Origin of the sequence: Lysinibacillus sp. NPDC097287, assembly GCF_044761695.1 — a bacterium.
GTDB lineage: Bacteria > Bacillota > Bacilli > Bacillales_A > Planococcaceae > Lysinibacillus.
Genome location: NZ_JBIWCX010000007.1, coordinates 165,575 through 185,124, shown reverse-complemented (window position 1 = coordinate 185,124; position 19,550 = coordinate 165,575). Strand labels below are relative to the sequence as shown.

Sequence of the window (19,550 nt, the reverse complement as noted above, 5' to 3'; positions counted from 1 at the left end):
CGTCCAAATGTTTTGTGCGCGAAAGCGAGGCGTAATTGTTGTTGTTGAAGGAGGAAACATGATGAAACCAATTATTTTCTGCGATTTTGATGGTACTATTACAGCTACGGACAATATTGTTTCACTAATGGAACATTTCGTACCGGAGGAATCTGAGAAAATTGCACAAGATATAATAGCTCAAACAATTACTTTCAAAGACGGTGTCACAGCAATGTTTGAACTGCTATCCACGCGTCAAAAAGATGAGGTTATTCAATACTTACTTAATACCGCAGTTATACGTGAAGGCTTTGGTGAATTCGTTCAATATGCACATTCACATGATATCCCTTTTTATATCGTCAGTGGTGGTGTCGACTTCTTTATCGAACCGATGATAGAAAAATTCGGACCGTTTGCAGGCATTTACTGCAATAGTGCAGACTTTTCTGATCAACAAATTAAGTTATTGTATCCACACTCCTGTGATGAAGAATGTGCAAAATATGAAGTACAAGGCTGCGGTTGCTGCAAGCCAACTGTTATGCGTACAGTCGCGCAAGACGACCACTTCAAGATTGTCATCGGTGACTCCATTTCCGATTTTGAGGCAGCCAAACAAGCTGATTTAGTACTTGCCCGTGATCATTTAATCGGACGCTGTGAGGAGCTTCAAATCCCTTTTAAACCATTTGAAACGTTCCATGACTGCTTAGATGTAGTTAAAGAGCTCCTAGAAGCATAATAAAAGGAATCTAGCTCACACTTTTGCTAGATTCCTTTTATTCCTTATTAAGCTAGTAGGACTAGGCTAATCGCCATGACTGCCATACCGGCCACTAAACCGTACATAGACAAATGTGCCTCATCGTATTTTTGCGCAGCTGGTAGTAATTCATCCAATGAGATAAATACCATAATTCCCGCGACCCCTGCAAACACAACTCCAAACATAACATCATTTAAAAACGGCATAAGTAGGAAAAACGCTACAATCGCACCAACTGGCTCAGCTAAACCTGATAAAAATGATAGCTTAAAGGCTTTTTTACGACTACCTGTTGCAAAGTATATCGGCACCGAAACCGCAATACCTTCTGGAATATTATGAATCGCTACGGCAATGGCAATAGCAATCCCGACACTTGGATCATTCATCGCAGACATAAATGTTGCGATACCTTCTGGAAAGTTGTGAATTGCAATTGCTAATGCTGTAAACACGCCCATTTTCATTAAATGCTCTTCATTAATCTGTGGCTTTACTGCATCAATATCCTCTACAAGCTTTACTTCATGAGGATTAGAAGCCTTTGGAATGAATTTATCAATTAATGCAATAAACAACACCCCACCAAAAAAGCCAGCAATAGTCATCCAATACCCATTCGTTGCTCCTAATGCACCTGTTAGTGCATCCTTCGCCTTCACAAATATTTCAACAAGCGACACATAAATCATAACCCCAGCTGAAAATCCAAGAGCTACGGATAAAAATTTCGTATTTGTTCTCGTAGTAAAGAAACCTATTAAACTCCCTACACCTGTTGCGAGTCCGGCAAATAGGGTTAGCCCTAATGCCAATAACACATTCCCTTCCATACGCATCTTCCTTCTCTTTTTTCTTATTGTACTCATCTTAACTCAAAAGTTTCCTATGAGCAACTTTTTTTGAGTAGGCTATATATTATGCGCTAAAGAAACCCCCTTTTGAAATACAAAAAAACAGCACCATATTCCTTCGAATAAAGTACTGCCGCCGACTTATTTACGTTTCTCTTTAATATTGTCAAATATTCTTTTACGTCGCTCATACCAGATAACGCAAATGACAAACCATGTAAAGCCTATACTCCAACCAGCCAATACATCTGATGCAAAGTGACGTTCCCCTGCTACACGAGACATACCGATTAGTGCTGTTAATATGACTGCACCAATCCATAACTGTGTTTTACGAGCTTTCGTACTCCCTTCAGACAACAGATAGGCAACTGTAAACAAATAAAGTAAGCCTGACATTGAATGCCCTGATGGAAAGCTGAAGGAGGTTAACTGATCTTCTATTTCAGGACGTGGACGCTGCACCCATGTTTTCAATAAATGATTTAACACGGTACCTGCTGCAAATGTTAGCAAAACCAACACCATACCACGATAATTTTTTACTTTCCACGATAAATATGCGATTAATACAATTGCAACGCCAACCACAAATTTAGGTTCTCCAATATAATGGAAAATATCTATAAATTTATTACCCAACAGCAAATTGGCCATTTTACTATCAAACTTCTGAACTGCTTCCGTTTGATACGTCACACGTAAAACTAAAAAAGCTATGAGTGTTAATATCGCCAATGGATATGCCCATTTTTTCATAATTCGCTTCACCTCTAAACAAATTCACGCTAAGTTTTTCACATCACATCATAACATAATTACGAATACATTGAAGTGAATCTGCATAGTAAAATTAAGAAGTCCTAGATTACATTGACAATCATTATCCAATTAACAAATCTATGTAATATACAATTATTCTATCAGACTTGCTATTATTTTGTTTTCAGGCTCAGGTTCATTGAAGAAGTTTGAGATCGTTAATGCGATTATAAATAAAATTAAAATTATAGGTAGTATCTTCTTAAACACAAAAAACACTTCCTTGTCCACTTTTGAATTTTATTGTTATAGGAAATCTCCCTATCTATACCAGAGTTTACTTTCTTATTTCATTTTCTATAAATAATAAAATGAAGGAAAATAGGGAATCTACAAGTAACCCTTGATTTTTCATTTTGAATAAACCATCAAGGGTTACAGCTAGAAATGATTATTACTTTAATAATACCGGATCGAATAACCAATCCTTTGGACCAAAATTTTTATCTTTTTCGCCTTTAACTTCTAGAGAAATATTATTTTCAATAATTAAGTCTCTAAATTTTCTACTGAATAATGTTTTCCTGTAAAGGTGACTTCCGTTATGGCTCCATTCTGCCGCTAAGAAAACATCTCCCCTTAAATCAGTTAAATCTTTTTTTTCATAGAGATAAGGACCGTTGATAATACCCTTTAATCCACATCGACATGGCGGATTTTCTGTCGCAAAATGTAACTTTATCCTATCTGCATTACACGCTGGAAGTACTTCTTTAGGAAAAATTTGGTAGGCCGGTTGCTTCCCTACATCATCTCCTTGATGGATAACCTCTAGTAGATCATATCCCTCAATATTCCCTTGTTCCATAATTGACACCATTTTCTCAGATGCTACCCAATAGCCACTCGTATGCAATAAATAGCGATCTTCTATTTTTGTCGTATCGACAACTAACGGTGAAAGTTGCTCTTTTTCAATAAGACCGCAATCGTTGCAGTATGTACTTCTTGAAAACAGTGTACCTCTATCATCTAAAAACATATCTGTTGAATTACCTGTCGAATTTAAAGTAAACAATGGTGCCTGTTCGTACTCACTATCAGAAAAAGCAAAGTAAAACCGCTCTCCAATTGACACAATACCTAATTCATTTTTCAAAGATTTATATAATGCTGCCATCTTCTCATATGTTACATCTTCATTTAATGTTACAACAGGATTAAAGGAAGCCTTTAAAGTTCTTTCTCTTATTACAGGCGCACACAGAAAAATTCCATAGCGCTTAAATACATTAATAACTTTATCTTGAATGGTTTCGTCCGCGGAGAATAAATTTTCAAGCTCTACTTTCAAAATACACGCCACCTTTATACAAAGTTCATTGCGAAGTAGTATATTAGCTAATGACAATTCTCCTTGAACAAATCTACCATTGTATTCTTTGCTCATTGATACTTGGTCGCCTTACTATATGTGCAGGTTGAAATATGTAAAGTGATTTTAGTTCTTCTTAATAGCGTTGAACCATCAAAATCTCTTTTCACTTTCCCTACTATTGCTAATTTAATTCCCCACAATTACTTTAAGCGTAACAGCTTCGACACCGACATTACAACGGGGTATTTCCGAATTTTTTTCTATCGGTGTCCGACATTTTTCCTGTCGGTGTCCGACATTTTCCCTGTCGGTGTATCTAGGATTTATTGATAGGTATTTGTTTGAGCAGTTTTGATAACATTTATTTTGAGGTAGTTTTAATTTAAGTATATTTTGAGGGGGTCAACGAAGTTAGTCATTTTGCATAATTGAGCATTTTACTCTTTGAAAAGTTAGGCGACAATCTACATATATAATCATTGCCGCCTAGAATGATATAAAGATAAAGTTTATGAAACTAAAGTAAATGCTTGGCTTTTGCTAGTTTAACAGCTTCGGTGCGAGAATCTACATTTAACAATGTAAACAACTGCGTTAAATAGCGTTCAACCGTACGTTGTGTCACATTAAGTTTTGCAGCTATTGTATTATTAGTATCACCGTCAGCGATTAAATTTAATATCTGTTTTTCTTTTGCATTTAGCTTAAGTTTTTTTTGCGACTCTTGAGAGTTGAATTTACTGTCAAGGAAATCAAGGAAATTGGATGGCAACACAATTTCTCCATGGATAATAGCACGAATAGTTCGGATAATTTGCTCCTTAGATGCCGTTTTCGCTAGAATCCCTTCAATTTTCCTCTCTAAAATGAGGGAGTAATAATCTGCAATATCATCCCCTGTATAAAGAATAATGGCAGCATTTGATTGCAATACTTTAATATTTCTTGCTAAGACTATCCCGTTTTGTAACGGCATATTGATATCAATCAAATAAATATCAAACGGATTTTTTTTAACTCTTTGCAACACACATGTAGCATCGCTTTCTGTTTCAACTACCATATCGTCAATTTCTTGAAACAAATTTTTTGTCCCTTCCAACACGATAGGATGGTCATCCACTATGAGCACTGTAATCAAGTGTGTCACTTCCTTCTTTAACAATAATATGAACAATCATACCCTCATGACTATGAGAATTAATGCTGAATTGTCCATTAAAGGCCTTAACTCGTTCCCGTATACCTTTTATTCCCATTGAATCAGATTGCATAATGTCATTCAAGTCACAACCTACCCCATTATCAGAATATGTAATTTCAAATCCATCCGTCATTTCCGTTAGATGAATTTCTACAGAGGTAGCATAGGAGTGCTTTAATGCATTGTTCAGTAACTCCTGAAACAATCGATAAATCATTAGATTCAATCGCTCATCTTCTAAATATAATCGATCAATTGTATAAATTAATACAAAGTCGGCTCTCTCTATTACTTTTTGTATAAGCTTTTCAAGGGCAGCGTTAAGGCCCAGCGTATCTAATAGAGGTGGCTTTAAATTTTCGCAATAAGCTCTTAAATCATGCACCGACGCAATCATTTGTTCATGTACCTTTGCAAGCCTCGATTGAATATCCGTTGAATCTTTTGCATGAATCAGTACATCAACTTCCCTTGCAATATGCAACTGTTCTTGTAAATTTGTATCATGTAGCTCTTGAGCCAACTGATACTTTTCCTCTTCAAATCTTAGCCATAATAACTTATTAAGCCAAGGTAGTTGACTGCCATCTGATTGCTTCATTTGCTTTAGTTCTTCTACAAGCCCTTCAATCATTTTCATGTTATCAATGAAGTTATTTAAATATAGAAGCAGCAATTCTAGCCATAATAGTTCTTCATCTTTTAAATTTATAGAATTATTATGATCTAACACTAATATCCTTTTATGATGAGCATCTTGATGGATGAAGGCAAGATAGAAAGTATCTATTTTCTTTAATTCACCTAGCTGTAACTTTTCGATAAATGCTGAGTCTAACTGTTTATGTAGTAAATCGATTGACTCATCTCTAGAAATGAGTCGTTGGCTTTGATAGTCATAAGTTAAAACGTAGACACAATTAAGCTCCAGGTGGAGAGCAACCTCTTGGGAGAACTTATCAAGTAAGTCCTCTATTTTATAAGCTTTTCCTATTTTATCTATCGTCGTATAGAGTTGATGGATATAATCTCCCTTTGTCGAAAAAAGGACTTTTCGTTGTCGGTAATCAATTTTTTCCTTTATGAAGAAAAGGATAGTTAACGATAAGAATGCATAAAAGAATATTTCTGCCATCTTTGCTATAGATAATCTGTGACCTGCAATCCAATACAGTCCTAAGACTAACCAAACAGTAAATATAAATGAAAAACTTAAGTAGTACCGAATACGAGTAATAAGGTATTCCATATCAAATATTCTTTCTGTTAGCTGAGTGAAAATAAAACTAAAAGGAATTAGCATTAAAAAAAGAGAACATACCTCAGCCGAAAGTATATATCGTTGGAATAGCATTTGTGGTAAAACGTAGAAAAATAGAAAAGGTACAAAGGGAATGACTATACTAATCAATAAAATCTTTATTTGTGGTGCTTTATACTTGAAGTAGCTAATTATTAAAGCACTAAGAATCATAATAAGCAGAAAGAAAAATAATCCCAGCATAACATTAGAATATAAGAAATAAGTAGATGGATACATATTGCTGAAAATGCTCAACAGGAATGCAAATATAGGCACTATATAAATTACTTTGATATTGTTGAAATACAACCAATTTATCTTTAGAAAAGAAAAATATTTTTTTAAAAAATGTAATAATAGTGCAAGGCAAAGTATCATACTACTGCTATTGACAACATTCCCTATATTATTTAATCTACTAGATGCTCCGATACTAACATATGCCAGCGAAACGTTTAACATAAAAAGGATAAGCAAATTTAAAAGAGCCGTATTTTTTTGTTTGTAGTACAAATATAAAACGATAAACAGTGTCAGAAAGTAGTAACAAAAGGGAATCACTAACATATAGTAAAATTGTTTGGGAATATCTAAATGATTTATTTTCATATCATAACTCTGCCCATTTGGCTTCATTATCGTTAAATCCTTAGCAGTCCTAATTATTTTATCGTATTCTATATTGGGAACGTAATCTATCTGGATACTATCCACACTTAAAACAATATCTCCAAGTGATACATTTTGATTAGAGGCCCAATTTTTATCATGTAGCTCTTTTACCAACCAATAACCATTTTCTTCCTCTAGTTTAATATTCAAAAAAGGCTCACTATAAGTAACATAGAGCAGATAAATTCCCAATGTTAAATAGACACTCATAGTGAGCCAAAACCATTTGTATTTTTTAAAATCTACTTCCAAATTGGATATTCTAAACATAACTCTTGATCAAACGCCTCTAATACAGCTTGTTGTTCAATAGCTGAAAAACCAACCAGTGAAGCTTTTTGTTCTTTTAATAAAACTACTAAATTCGGGTTTTGTTCTAAATACTGAATCGCTTTAATCATAAAATCTCCTCATTTCATAAGTTTTTTTATAAAATCTTTACTCTCATTACCCATAGTCACATCTTCAAGATTATTTAGTGCTTTATGTTTATACAAATTTTTAATAGCAATGGCATAACGTATAGCGCCGCCATTAGTTAACTCTTTTTCTATAGCATAATTATCCAAAAATGTAACTATATCTACATTGTAATATTCTTTTACAGATTTTGAAACATCATTTTCTGTCGAAAACAGAAAAATTATCGGTAATGTGTATTTTTTGTTCAATAAGTCATTTTTACTGTCCCATGTTTTTAAATCCTGAATATCATTTTTTATCTGTTGTATTATACCTATGTACTTCGAATACTCTTCAACTTGAGAAGACACTTCCCCTTTTGCAAGAACTTCCCCAATTAAACAACTCATCGCCGTTAATGAGCCCGATTTTTGTTCAGTCATTTGTAAATAAGATTGCTCATCACGACAACTATCTAATAGATCTAGTTGCTGACCATTAATACTAAACAAAGCGTATTTCTCTAATAGTTGTACCGCTAAATTTTTATGCTTAAAGTTACTCTCACGTATAATCTTGGATGTCATAACAAGCATGGCTATAGTAACATTTAACGATAGATCAGGTGTCTTACTCCAAATATAGTCAGTATCATTATCTTGTAAGTCGTCGATAATATCGAAGGATAAAATCAGCAGTTCAATTGCTGCAGCTACTTTGTATATCTCCTCACTCTGGATTTCCGCAAATGCTTCATAATGAATAACACATAGTTTCCCAAAAGAGTACCCAACATTCTTTTTCTCTTTAATAAAGCTTTGCAACATTCCACGTAACTCGCCACCTATAAGCACTTCTGACCTTATAAGTGTATCTAACGATTCATCAATCCGTTCATATAATTCTACCAATAGCCTTAACCCCCTTGTTATATATTAATTAACATAATACAAATATATGGAAAATGAAATTAGACAATTGGCACAATAACAACAAACTCTTCTCTGAAAATATAGCAAAATTCAATCTTATAGAAGAATTCTCTGTGAAATGTTGCTCACGATGTAGCTTTAAGTAGAGACATTAATAAGTGAGTTGCTAACCATGAAAGTGAAGAGAACTCGTTTGGAAATAATGATTCAAAACGAGTTCTTTATACTATTTATGATTCTACATTAGTAAGCGTATATACTACATACATTAAAAAGTAAACTTACCCACCGCTTTCTGTAACTCTATAATTAACTCATTTAAAGAATCCGTAGAACGCTTCATATCCTCTATCACAGCTAGTTGAGAACTAGATTGTTTAGTAACTGTATTTGCGTTATCTGCGGACTTTTGAGCAATGCCTAACATTTCTGCAGATGAAGCATTTATTTCTTCTGTTGAAGCTGATAGTTGTTCCGATGATGCAGAAACTTCTTGAATTTGATCGGAAACTTGTTTGATGGCTTCAAGAATGTTATTAAACATATTCCCCGCATGATTGGCGAGTTCCGTCCCTTCTTGAACATCCCTAGCGCTAGCTGACATCACTTGGACAGCCTCTTCTGTGTTTACTTGTATCTCATCAATTAAACTCGAAATTTTGTCAGCCGAGTTTTTGGATTGCTCTGCTAATTTTCGTACTTCTTCTGCAACCACTGCGAATCCTTTTCCATGTTCCCCAGCTCTTGCTGATTCAATAGCTGCGTTTAATGCTAACAAATTCGTTTGATCTGAAATACTTGTGATGATGCCTGAAATCTCACCTATTTCTTTAGAACGGTTTGCTAACAATCGAACGACATTACTTGATTTGTGAACAGACTGATAGATACTCTCCATTTGTTTAACAACTGTAGCAACACTTTGATTTCCTTGAACCGCCTCTTGCTCTGTTTTTGTTGTAGCTTCAGAAACGTCAGACGAAGATGATGCAACCCTTTGTATACCAATTGCCATTTGATCAATTGCTTCTGTGTTTTGTTGTATTGTTTGTAATTGAAGTGCTGTAGCAGAAGATACCTCCTGCGTTAAACTTGTTATTACTTCTGAAGCTTCCGAAGCATGCTCCACACCTTTGATAAAATGATTTGAGGCAACTATTACTTGTTCGGTTGATTTATTGACGTGCATTAGTAGATCCCTTAAATTGTTAGCCATTTGATTTACCGCATTGGCTAAGTGACTCACTTCATCGTTGTTAGAATCTTCAATCTTTTCGAAAGATAAGTGACCTTCTGCGATCTTTTCAGCTACTGTTGCTACTTTACGAATACGATTCGTTACTTTTCTTAAGAGCAAAAATAGAATGATTCCATTAAGAATAAGTGCTGCGATACCTGATACAACTGTAATGATTAATAATGGCGTTAACTGTGATGTAAATTCTTTTAAAGGCACATCTACTGCCATTATCCAAGATGTATTTGGTACTGTTGAATAGAAGAACATACGATCTTCGCCATTCATTTTAACTTTAGAAAAACCTTGACCATTCTTAAGCATTTCTGTAGTTAATTCTTTCATTTCAGGACTTGATGATTCAAGTAGGTTTTCCTGCAAAACCTTAGTTCCATCTGGATGATGAATGACTAAACCATCGTTTTGAAAAACATATACAGTATCTGTTTTCCCTATGTTAAAGTTCGTTGTTTCCGCAAATACTTTATTAATAGGAGAAGCTCCACTAACAAGCCCTTTCACTTTTTTATCTTCATTATGTACAGGTACTTCAAATGAAATAATTAAATTATTTGGATCAGCTTTATCCGGAAATGGATTGGAAATAATAGATTTTCCAGCCATAACATCAGGGAATGTTGTTTCATCGCCAATTTGTATGGTTATTCCAGAATCAAACGTCAGATTACCTTCCGTATCGCCAATACTGATAGAAGAATAGGTACCGTCCATTCTTGCTCTTTCATCGGCAAAATAGGGTAAAATATCTTGTTGCTGCCCGAAACGAACTAAATCGATATTCGCCATTACTTCAATTTCAGATTTTCTAGTTTGCAACCATGTTCCTAGTTGTGATGCATGAATGGTCACTTGACTCTCAGCATTATTTTGTAAAGAGTTAATAATGATATCTTTAGATGTTTTATAATTTAACCAGCCCATCGCAGTAGTGGTTAAAAGTGTTACAGATAATATAAAGAGCATAATTTTTACTAATAAAGATTTTGTAGTTTTCAAGTTAAATCCCTCATTTCTACAAATAGATTTTTTTAGTTACAATTCTCTTCCTTATATTTCAAGTGTAACATATCCAGATATTGTATATAACCCGTTTGAAGTGTCGATATAGAGACATCCCTTCACATTCGCTGTAATGAAAGACCATGAATATAACATACAGCTTATTTTTTGATAAATCCTATGTCTAAATTATCGAATTTTAAAAATGGCTCTTTTTCAAAACGTGTACTTGACCGCACATTCCACTACGAATAGTCGCTTCCCGCAGGCGTACGCTAATCTTTAAAAATAGAATATCTAACACCAATAAAATAAGGCTGCCCTATAAGTAGATTTCTCTACTTATAAGACAGCCTTTTCTTATGCTTTTACATAATATACATCTTGTCCGGATTCTACGATAAAGTCTGGATTTGGCTTACCGGCATTCGCCTTATGACCAACGATATGTTCAGGGCTCTTCTCCCAATTTTTCCATACCTCTTCTGATTCCCACCGTACCATAATAAGCACTTCCTCGTCACCAAGACGTTCTTTTGCCTGGTTGTTGCTCCAGTAGTGATGGACCCTCTTTTTTTAGCACCAAAGCGCTCAATGATTTTGTCCGGATTACCTTCTGTTACAACCATACGTTTAATTTGTACAATTAAATTAGTTAAAAGCTTTTAAAATATCATCAGCTTTTGCAGTTTCAGATTGGATACCACCGCCCGATAGGTACCAATATTGTGGATCAAGGTAGAAAATTTTATCATTCTTCGCGGCATTAGTAGCGCTTAAGAATTCATTTTCAATTGCAGCTTTTGTACCTGATTCGCCTTCAGGATTTACAGCAGCGTCACGGTCAACTACGAATAAGATGTCTGGGTTTGTGTCACGTACATACTCAAAGCTAATATTATCTCCATGCCCATCAACCTTAATATTCTCATCCGCAGCCTTCACACCAAATACATCATGAATGACACCGAAACGTGAGCCGGCACCGAATGCAGATAGTGAATCTTCATTACCTAAAACGATTAAAGCTTTTTCTTCAGACGCAGCCGTCTTAGCTTTGATCTCCTCTACTTTTGCCTCGTATGCAGCAATTGCATCCGTAGCCTCTTGTTCTTTACCAAAGATTTTACCAGCTAATTCTGTGTTTGCTTTGAAAGATTCCATAAAGTTTGCGTTATCTACCCCAACGAATACAGTTGGTGCAATTTTTGATAATTCTTCATAAGCAGACGCTTGACGGCCAGAGATGAAGATAATGTCTGGGGCCATAGAAGATAATGCTTCAAAGTCTGGTTCTTTTAAAGAACCAACGTCCATGTAAGTAGTGTTAGTGAATTTGCTTAAATACTCTGGAACTGATTTTTGTGCTACACCTGCAACTTCAACGCCTAAAGCGTCTAACGTATCAAGGAAGCCATAGTCAAATACAATAACGTCTTCTGGTTTTTTATCTAAAGTAACATCAGCAAATGTATGTTCACCAGATGTGCTACCTGGAATTGTGATTGGGTAAGCTGATGCGTCCCCTGTTGATTCTTTTGCTGGTTTGTTGTCAGCTGAATCACCTTTGTCAGTTTCTGCTTCGTCCTTAGAATTACAAGCAGCTAATACTAATAGCATCATCGTTATTAACACAGTAAGTAATTTCCAATTTTTCATTGTTTAATTTCTCCTTTTTTATGAGTTAATATATACCCAAATGCGACAACCATTTTGCTCTTGAACACGGATATCCATATCATAGATTTCCTTTAGCGCATTCGAGTTAATGATATCATTCGTTGGACCGTCTTAACAACACGTCCATTTTTATACAACGATGTTATCAGAGTATACAGGCACAAAATTAATGTCGTGTAATACTATAATTACCATTTACCTTAACTTGTCCATGAGTTTGAGCCAAATTTTTATGATTTGCCCACAGTGCTTCATGTCTAAGTTTTTGAGTGGCCCATCGCGATAAATGCGCGATGCCGATGACCGCCTGATAGCTCATCCAGATGATTACATTGAATATCATCTAAATTCATAAATTGAAATGCCTCATCTTCCTTTACTTCATCCTCTGGCTTTAAATTCCCTTTTGAATTGGAGGATACAAGCTCACGAATTGATAAGCGCACATTCATATAGTTCGACTGTTTTAAAATTAATATATGTTTTGTCGAGCAATACTACTCCAATGTCTGGGTTAAGCAAACGACTTCCAATTCCTCTTTTCTAGATGTTTGTAATTTCAGTTTTAAAAACAGTGGATTAGTATTTTGAACAATAAATTTAAAAGGCAATTGAGAATCAGGTATACCCCCTCTCAATCACCTTTTCAATTATGCTTATTTTCGAATCCCCCGGAACCAAGCAAAAACAATAGATGCCATCAATACAAAGCCTATATAACCCATTGCTGCATAGACTTTCGAAACAAGCGTTGTAAACCCTACAAGACTAGCAATAAAACCTAAGATTCCTATAAATATAACTGCGGCTTTAAAGCTCGGTTTCGATGGTTTAAAGAAGCGTACTGTAAACGCATAGAACATTCCTACCGCTGTATTATAAATCATACCGAGTAACGCAATAGACATTAAAATCCCAACAATCGGATGAATCTCATTCGCTAATTGCAGCATCGGAATATCAAGACCTGCAATTGTATCCATTTTTGCAAGCATTGATAGATTAATAAGTAGCATCAATACCCCTAGTAAAAGACCACCAACAATACCACCCATTCCCGCAACTTTTTCGTTACGAATTGAGCCACTCACAACTGTTAGCATGGAGAAACAAACCCCGATATTAAATGATACATATAATAACGCTGCAATCCACCAATTCGATGCTACTTGCGCCTGCTGCTCAGCAATGATCGCTTGTTCAGCAAATGATAAATCCATTGTCGCTATTGAATATACAGCGATGACCATAACAATTGCCAGTAAATACGGCGTAACCATAGCAATAATGTTAATGATACTTTTAACATTCATCATTACTGTTAATATTGTCAGGATAATCATAAACAGACTACCAACCCATACTGGCAAGCCAAACATTTGCTCGAACGTTGAACCCGCTCCGGCAAACATAATGACTGCAACACCAAATAAGAAGAACGATAGTAAATAATCCACAACAAAGCCAACATATTTCCCTGAGATTTGATAGATCAAATCTTTATGTGACGTTGTTCCTAATCTTGAGCTAATTTGCGCAATGCACATCCCCACAAAGGCAAACCCTAATGTAGCAATGAGTGCACCGAAAATGCCCTTATAGCCATAGCTCGTAAAATACTGTATGATTTCTTGTCCCGATGCAAATCCTGCACCGACAATAATGCCGACAAAGGCACCACCGATTTGTAAACTCTTCTTCACTATCTTCTCTCCCCGCTTATTTATAGACCTTCTTGGTGATTGTTAATTTATCGATTACGTCTATATTAGGCGTATAACCAATGCCAACACCTTGTGGGACTCGGATAAAACCATCTTCCACCACAACTTCTGGTTGAATGATGTCCTCATACCAATAATGGTTAGAACCTGCTGTGTCTCCTGGTAATACGAAATTAGCGAGTGAAGTTAACGCTACATTATGCGCTCGTCCAATCCCTGCCTCTAACATTCCTCCACACCAGACAGGAATTCCTTTTCCTCTACAATAATCATGAATGTTTCTAGCTTCGGTTAATCCCCCTACACGCCCTATTTTCACATTTATGACACCACAACTACCAAGTTCAATGGCTTTTCGTGCATCTTCTAGCGACGTGATGCTTTCGTCTAAGCATATCGGTGTTTTAAGTTGTTTCTGCAATTTCGCATGATCGACAATATCATCTGCTGCTAGAGGCTGTTCAATCATTAATAAGTTAAATGCATCCAGTTGCCGTAAAACATCTATATCGTCTAATGTATATGCTGAGTTCGCATCTGCCATTAACGGTAAATCCGGAAATTCACTACGAATCGCTCGAATTACTTCAATGTCATAACCTGGTTTTATTTTCACTTTTACACGTTTATAGCCCATTTGTATATAGTTTTTTATTAATTCTATTAATTTTTCGACTGAAGATTGAATGCCTACACTAATACCCACCTCAATTAGGTCCTTATTTCCACCTAATGCATGAGCAAGAGATTGTTTTGTTTGTTGCGCATAAATATCCCACACGGCTCCTTCAATTGATGCTTTGGCCATACAGTTTCGACGAATAGGGGCAAATAGCATACTGACCTCGTCAGGATGTGCTATTTCTTTATGTAACAAGGTTGGCATTAAAAAGTCCTCTAGCATATGCCAGGTCGTTTTTAAAGTCTCCTCAGTATACCACGGTGCCACAAAAGCAACCGCTTCACCCCATCCAATCGTACCAGCTACATCCTTTACTTCTAACAGTAATAACTCTTTCTCATGGATTGTACCAAAGCTTGTTTTAAACGGGGCTTTCATTGCCATTTTCAAATGTCTAATCGTAATTTCTTTTATCTTCACAATATTCACTCCTTACCCCTATTATAAGGCTAATAAAGAGCGTCTGACTAACAGATAAAAATGGACATATTCCTTATGTTTTTTCATACGTACTATTGCATAACCTTGATCAAACAACGACGTTAAAATTGTTCGAGTTTTGTAGCGCCAGTCTTCAGCCAGTTTAGGGCTCTCCACCTTAATTTTTTGTAAGTGTTGAGGAATTGCTAATAAGTAGGCATCTCTATAAAACGCTTCATCCGCTTGAAATGTTCCTTCAATATCAAGCACAGGCAGCCCTGCAACTGTTAAAGACCAAGGTACAACTTCATCCGCCTCTTCCTCTAATTCATCCAAGCAGTCATCTACGTGATTGCGTTCAATCCACCAATCTACAACAAGACGGTCAGAAGGTAACCCCTCGTTAAAATCATCGTCTAATGGTCCATAATAGTTATTTTCGTAGTGATGACTAATTGTATTCAACTTGGAAAAAGATAAATTAGCCATACGCGATTCTAAAGGATCGAATAACCATCGAATAAGTTTAAAATTGTTTTCTCTCGCATACTCCTTTTGTGCATGCTTCAGTAACTCACCAATACCTTGCTCTCGATACTGTTTTTCAACGCCAACCATATGGGAATGTAATTGTATTTGACCTTCATTAAAACCAACAATACAATAATTAAAGCCAATAAGACGTTCTTCTAAATACGCCCCTAGTATTAGACCACCGTTATGCACAGTAGCAAGTAATTGATGCGAAGGTATTGCCTGACTTCCCCAAATCTCTGCATTCAAACGCTGTACTTCACCAAGCTCACTTGATGTCGTCAATTTCTTTATATGCACTTGTTCCAACATAATACCAACGCCTCCTCTTAACTATCTTTAATTAATGCCGTTCACTTTATTTTATAAACAAAACAGTTACTCATAGATATGGGAATCACATAGCTTGTATGAGTTATTACGATATCCTATATTTCAATTCTTAAATAAATATTGGTATCAAACTTTTTAACGATTTTTCATTACGCCCTCCATTTACATAATATTAAGAATATTATAACGAAAAATTTTCCTTTTCTATACAAAAACTTACGCTACTTTATAGAAAATAAATTCCATAGAATAGAAAAAATCTGAATAGATGTATAATCTATTCAGATTTTCATTATGAAATCTCTATTTAATTGATACCACGCATCGCTTTTGAAATAATTGGAGAAATGACTAAGATGATAATCCCCATGACAATTGATAGTGTACCTATGAACCCAAAATATGTGAACTCACTTACCATTTCATATACTTTTACAAGCTGTGCGTTGATGGCTTGGGCAGCTGCGCTTGTTAAGAACCAAAGCGACATTGTTTGCGCTGCGAAAGCTTGAGGTGCTAGTTTCGTTGTAGCTGAAAGACCAACTGGTGATAGCAATAATTCCCCGATTACTACTAAAAAGAAGGAAAGTACTAACCACAATGGACTTACTAGAGCTTCTCCACCAGAAAGATGCGCAGGGATCATCATGACTAAGAATGAAAGGCCTGCAAAGAATAATGAATAAGAAAATTTACGTGGAGTTGAAGGTTGCTTATCACCCAATTTCAACCACATCATCGCAAATAATGGCGCAAGTGTAATGACGAATAATGGGTTTAACGATTGGAACCAAGACGACTTGAGCTCGAAGCCACCTACACTTAAATTTGTACGTTCATCTGCATATGTTGCTAAAATTGTAGCCCCTTGTTCTTGAATTGCCCAGAACATAACTGCCGATAAAAACAATGGAATGTACGCAAGCAAGCGAGATTTTTCATCTTTCGTCGTTTTTTCACTACGATACATATATATAAAGAATATTGTAGGAATTAAAACCCCTAAAATAGTAATAATTAGACTAAATACGTTCATTGTCAGCGTACCTGTTAGAATGCCGACTACAGTTGCAATGATAAGAATTACAGCTGTTATCCCAAAACGAGTAAATATTTTTTTGCGCTCTTCCGGTTTAAGTGGGTTGTTGACTTGTAATCCCGCTAAACCTAAATACTTTTTCTCCGTTAACTTGAATACAATTAAACCGATTAACATACCTACTGCAGCTAGACCAAATCCTAGGTGGAAGCTATACGTTTGTCCAATAGTTCCCACAATAAACGGTGCGATAAAAGCACCCATGTTGATGCCCATGTAGAAAATAGAGAAACCAGCATCACGGCGGTTATCTGCATCTGCATAAATATCACCAACAAGACTAGATACGTTAGATTTTAATAAACCCGTACCAATAACAATAAATGCCATCGAAGTAAACAACATCGTCACGCCACCCGGAAGTGCCAGTAGCACGTGACCAATCATAATTAAAATACCACCGTAGAAAATGGTTCTACGCGTTCCTAAAAGTCGGTCAGCGATCCAACCACCAATAATACCGGACATATACACAAGTGAACCATACATGGCCATAATGGAGTTCGCAGTACCACGATCTAAACCTAAACCACCTTCGTGCAATTCATAATACATGAAGAAAATAAGAATCGCTCGCATCCCATAATATGAGAAACGTTCCCAAAATTCAGTGAAGAATAATGTGAAAAGTCCCTTTGGTTGCCCAACAAATCCTGTTTGAGGGACGGACTTTACAATTTCATCTTTGCTTAACATATCAATACCCTCTTCCACTTTTGCTATCGTAACAAAAACATTATTCCCCATAACGGAGGATAAAAAACTAAAGTTCACCATACGAAAGTGTTTTGAATATTTCATTTGCCCGCTTCGAAAATATTAGAAATTAAGTATTTTTATCAAAAATCCAATTCATTATAGTGATTTTTCACAAAAACACTTGATGTATCTAAGTATTCAAACTCTTCTGCAGATGAACAATCATATTGCTTAGGTAAATTATTTTAGCATATCTTTTTAATTTTTCAAAAATATTTATACACTTTTTTTATAAATAAAAAAAATCAACAGCTATTTTCGCCATTGATTTTTCATATTTTCTATTTGATTACATATTGTTGGTACTTTGCATAATCTGCTTCCTTAACTTCCAGAGCAAGCAGTGTACCACCTTCTTCGTATTCTGTTGTATGAATCGACGCATTTTCATTCAAATAAGAAACAACGTTGCCTTGCTCGTATGGAATGAGCATTTTACATGTTACATAGTCTGAAAAAATGTGTTGACGAATCATTTGTATTAACTCCGTTAACCCAACACCTTGCTTGGCTGCAATCCAAATATTATCGCCGCTATTTACCGGATAAGGTACGTTTGCTAAATCAGCTTTGTTATACACGTAAATTGTTGGAATATCTTCTACTTCAACTGCTTTTAATGTTTCGTTAGTAACATCCATCATAAAACGATATTCCGGATTTGATACATCTACTACGTGTAGCAGGAGGTCAGCATCACGCGCTTCCTCTAGTGTTGAGCGGAATGCCTTTACTAAATGATGCGGTAACTTACTAACAAAGCCGACTGTATCTGTTAATAGGAATGATTTCTTATCTGGCAATTCAATCTGTCGTACAGATGTTTCTAGTGTAGCGAACAGCATATCTTTTTCAAAGACTTGCTTATGTTCTTCTTGGCCAATCTTCGCCAACAACTGATTCATAATCGTCGATTTTCCAGCATTCGTATAACCTACAATCGACACGACTGGAATGGCGTTTTTACGACGTTGTTTACGCTGTGTCTCACGTTGCTCCTTCACTTGCTCAAGATCTTTTTTGATTTTCGCAATTTGATCCTCAATTTTCCGACGATCAAGCTCTAGCTTCGTTTCCCCTGCACCACGGTTTTTAAAACCACCGCCTGTACCTCCACCTTGTCGACTAAGGGAAGCGTGTAAGCCTACTAAACGTGGCATCATATATTGAAGTTGCGCTAATTCTACTTGCATTTGTGCCTCTCGTGTTTTAGCACGACGACCAAATATATCTAAAATGAGCATTGTACGATCTATTACCTTTGCTTCAAGGTCTCGCTCTAAATTACGAATTTGTGAAGGGGATAACTCATCATTGAAAATTACTAGATTCGCCTCTGCTTCATCGTAAAAGTTTTTAATCTCAATAATCTTCCCTGTACCAACATAATGTGAAGATGTAACACGTTCTAAGTTTTGCGTCACTGTACCCACTACCTCAACGTTCAAAGCCTCTGCCAAATTCTCCAATTCTTCCATTGAATAGTCAAAGTGAGCATCATTACGTAAATTCACACCTACAAGAATTGCTTTTTCCAGCAAAACATCTACTTCTTTAATTTTATCCATCCTCAAACCTCCCACCAACATACTTGGTGTTACTGTGCCGAATTTTCTTCATCTTAACATATATTTTCTCAATACAGTAATTACTATGCTATGAAGAAAGCCATAGTACAACATGCTTTATCCTATATTATACTCGATGATTTCTGTAGTAAGTCATAATTCATCGGCATTGAAGTAAACATCGGTTGATTTCATTAATTTCTTAGCTTTAATTTTGATAATGTATCATTTACCCT

At 35.7% G+C, this 19,550-nt stretch carries 15 protein-coding genes and 2 pseudogenes; 1 reads left to right on the top strand and 16 read right to left on the bottom strand.

Going from position 1 to position 19,550, the window contains the following annotated elements:
• Positions 1 to 61 precede the first annotated feature (61 nt).
• Entirely contained in the window at positions 62 to 727 is a 666-nt protein-coding gene (locus ACIQ2D_RS12195) for a 2-hydroxy-3-keto-5-methylthiopentenyl-1-phosphate phosphatase (protein WP_402864353.1), read from the top strand.
• A 47-nt stretch (positions 728 to 774) separates the two neighbouring features.
• Here the strand turns inward: ACIQ2D_RS12195 and zupT are convergent, their stop codons facing one another.
• From zupT to hflX, 16 genes and pseudogenes are all read right to left on the bottom strand, one after another.
• Positions 775 to 1,584, bottom strand: a complete 810-nt coding sequence (zupT, locus tag ACIQ2D_RS12190; protein ID WP_402864351.1) for a zinc transporter ZupT — start codon at positions 1,582 to 1,584, stop codon at positions 775 to 777.
• Positions 1,585 to 1,746: 162 nt separating this feature from the next.
• Positions 1,747 to 2,364, bottom strand: a complete 618-nt coding sequence (locus tag ACIQ2D_RS12185) for a phosphatase PAP2 family protein (RefSeq protein WP_402864349.1) — start codon at positions 2,362 to 2,364, stop codon at positions 1,747 to 1,749.
• A 457-nt stretch (positions 2,365 to 2,821) separates the two neighbouring features.
• Entirely contained in the window at positions 2,822 to 3,721 is a 900-nt protein-coding gene (locus tag ACIQ2D_RS12180; RefSeq protein ID WP_402864347.1) for a hypothetical protein, read from the bottom strand.
• 541 nt (positions 3,722 to 4,262) lie between these two features.
• Positions 4,263 to 4,886 (bottom strand): response regulator, encoded by a 624-nt coding sequence (locus ACIQ2D_RS12175; RefSeq protein ID WP_483869748.1) that lies wholly within the window; start codon positions 4,884 to 4,886, stop codon positions 4,263 to 4,265.
• Entirely contained in the window at positions 4,861 to 7,176 is a 2,316-nt protein-coding gene (locus tag ACIQ2D_RS12170; protein WP_402864345.1) for a sensor histidine kinase, read from the bottom strand. The genes ACIQ2D_RS12175 and ACIQ2D_RS12170 overlap by 26 nt, the downstream gene beginning before the upstream one ends.
• Complete coding sequence (gene comX, locus ACIQ2D_RS12165) at positions 7,167 to 7,325, bottom strand: competence pheromone ComX (RefSeq protein ID WP_402864344.1); 159 nt, start codon at positions 7,323 to 7,325, stop codon at positions 7,167 to 7,169. The genes ACIQ2D_RS12170 and comX overlap by 10 nt, the downstream gene beginning before the upstream one ends.
• 9 nt (positions 7,326 to 7,334) lie before the next feature.
• Positions 7,335 to 8,237, bottom strand: coding sequence for a polyprenyl synthetase family protein (locus ACIQ2D_RS12160; protein ID WP_402864342.1), 903 nt, complete (start codon positions 8,235 to 8,237; stop codon positions 7,335 to 7,337).
• Positions 8,238 to 8,526: 289 nt separating this feature from the next.
• Positions 8,527 to 10,512, bottom strand: a complete 1,986-nt coding sequence (locus ACIQ2D_RS12155) for a methyl-accepting chemotaxis protein (protein ID WP_402864340.1) — start codon at positions 10,510 to 10,512, stop codon at positions 8,527 to 8,529.
• A gap of 363 nt (positions 10,513 to 10,875) precedes the next feature.
• Positions 10,876 to 11,144: pseudogene (locus ACIQ2D_RS12150) on the bottom strand (antibiotic biosynthesis monooxygenase family protein).
• Positions 11,145 to 11,166: 22 nt separating this feature from the next.
• Complete coding sequence (locus ACIQ2D_RS12145; RefSeq protein ID WP_402864338.1) at positions 11,167 to 12,174, bottom strand: siderophore ABC transporter substrate-binding protein; 1,008 nt, start codon at positions 12,172 to 12,174, stop codon at positions 11,167 to 11,169.
• Between the two features lie 18 nt (positions 12,175 to 12,192).
• Positions 12,193 to 12,680, bottom strand: a pseudogene (locus ACIQ2D_RS12140) (ATP-binding cassette domain-containing protein); the annotation flags it as partial.
• A 171-nt stretch (positions 12,681 to 12,851) separates the two neighbouring features.
• A complete protein-coding gene (locus ACIQ2D_RS12135) occupies positions 12,852 to 13,898 on the bottom strand; it encodes a YkvI family membrane protein (protein ID WP_402864337.1) in 1,047 nt (348 codons plus the stop codon).
• 16 nt (positions 13,899 to 13,914) lie between these two features.
• Positions 13,915 to 15,021 (bottom strand): o-succinylbenzoate synthase, encoded by a 1,107-nt coding sequence (gene menC, locus ACIQ2D_RS12130; RefSeq protein WP_402864335.1) that lies wholly within the window; start codon positions 15,019 to 15,021, stop codon positions 13,915 to 13,917.
• A 21-nt stretch (positions 15,022 to 15,042) separates the two neighbouring features.
• Positions 15,043 to 15,867, bottom strand: coding sequence for a GNAT family N-acetyltransferase (locus ACIQ2D_RS12125; protein WP_402864333.1), 825 nt, complete (start codon positions 15,865 to 15,867; stop codon positions 15,043 to 15,045).
• A 328-nt stretch (positions 15,868 to 16,195) separates the two neighbouring features.
• Positions 16,196 to 17,683 carry a peptide MFS transporter gene (locus ACIQ2D_RS12120; RefSeq protein WP_402864332.1) on the bottom strand — a complete coding sequence of 496 codons (1,488 nt, stop codon included), beginning with the start codon at positions 17,681 to 17,683 and terminating at the stop codon, positions 16,196 to 16,198.
• Positions 17,684 to 18,027: 344 nt separating this feature from the next.
• Complete coding sequence (hflX, locus tag ACIQ2D_RS12115) at positions 18,028 to 19,314, bottom strand: GTPase HflX (RefSeq protein ID WP_402864330.1); 1,287 nt, start codon at positions 19,312 to 19,314, stop codon at positions 18,028 to 18,030.
• Between the last annotated feature and the right edge of the window lie 236 nt (positions 19,315 to 19,550).

Excerpts from the sequence above, each read along its gene's own strand:
- comX (WP_402864344.1), bottom strand. The coding sequence starts at position 7,325 with ATGATTAAAGCGATTCAGTATTTAGAACAAAACCCGAATTTAGTAGTT.
- zupT (WP_402864351.1), bottom strand. The coding sequence starts at position 1,584 with ATGGAAGGGAATGTGTTATTGGCATTAGGGCTAACCCTATTTGCCGGA.
- hflX (WP_402864330.1), bottom strand. The coding sequence starts at position 19,314 with ATGGATAAAATTAAAGAAGTAGATGTTTTGCTGGAAAAAGCAATTCTT.
- ACIQ2D_RS12125 (WP_402864333.1), bottom strand. The coding sequence starts at position 15,867 with ATGTTGGAACAAGTGCATATAAAGAAATTGACGACATCAAGTGAGCTT.
- ACIQ2D_RS12120 (WP_402864332.1), bottom strand. The coding sequence starts at position 17,683 with ATGTTAAGCAAAGATGAAATTGTAAAGTCCGTCCCTCAAACAGGATTT.
- ACIQ2D_RS12145 (WP_402864338.1), bottom strand. The coding sequence starts at position 12,174 with ATGAAAAATTGGAAATTACTTACTGTGTTAATAACGATGATGCTATTA.
- ACIQ2D_RS12185 (WP_402864349.1), bottom strand. The coding sequence starts at position 2,364 with ATGAAAAAATGGGCATATCCATTGGCGATATTAACACTCATAGCTTTT.
- ACIQ2D_RS12195 (WP_402864353.1), top strand. The coding sequence starts at position 62 with ATGAAACCAATTATTTTCTGCGATTTTGATGGTACTATTACAGCTACG.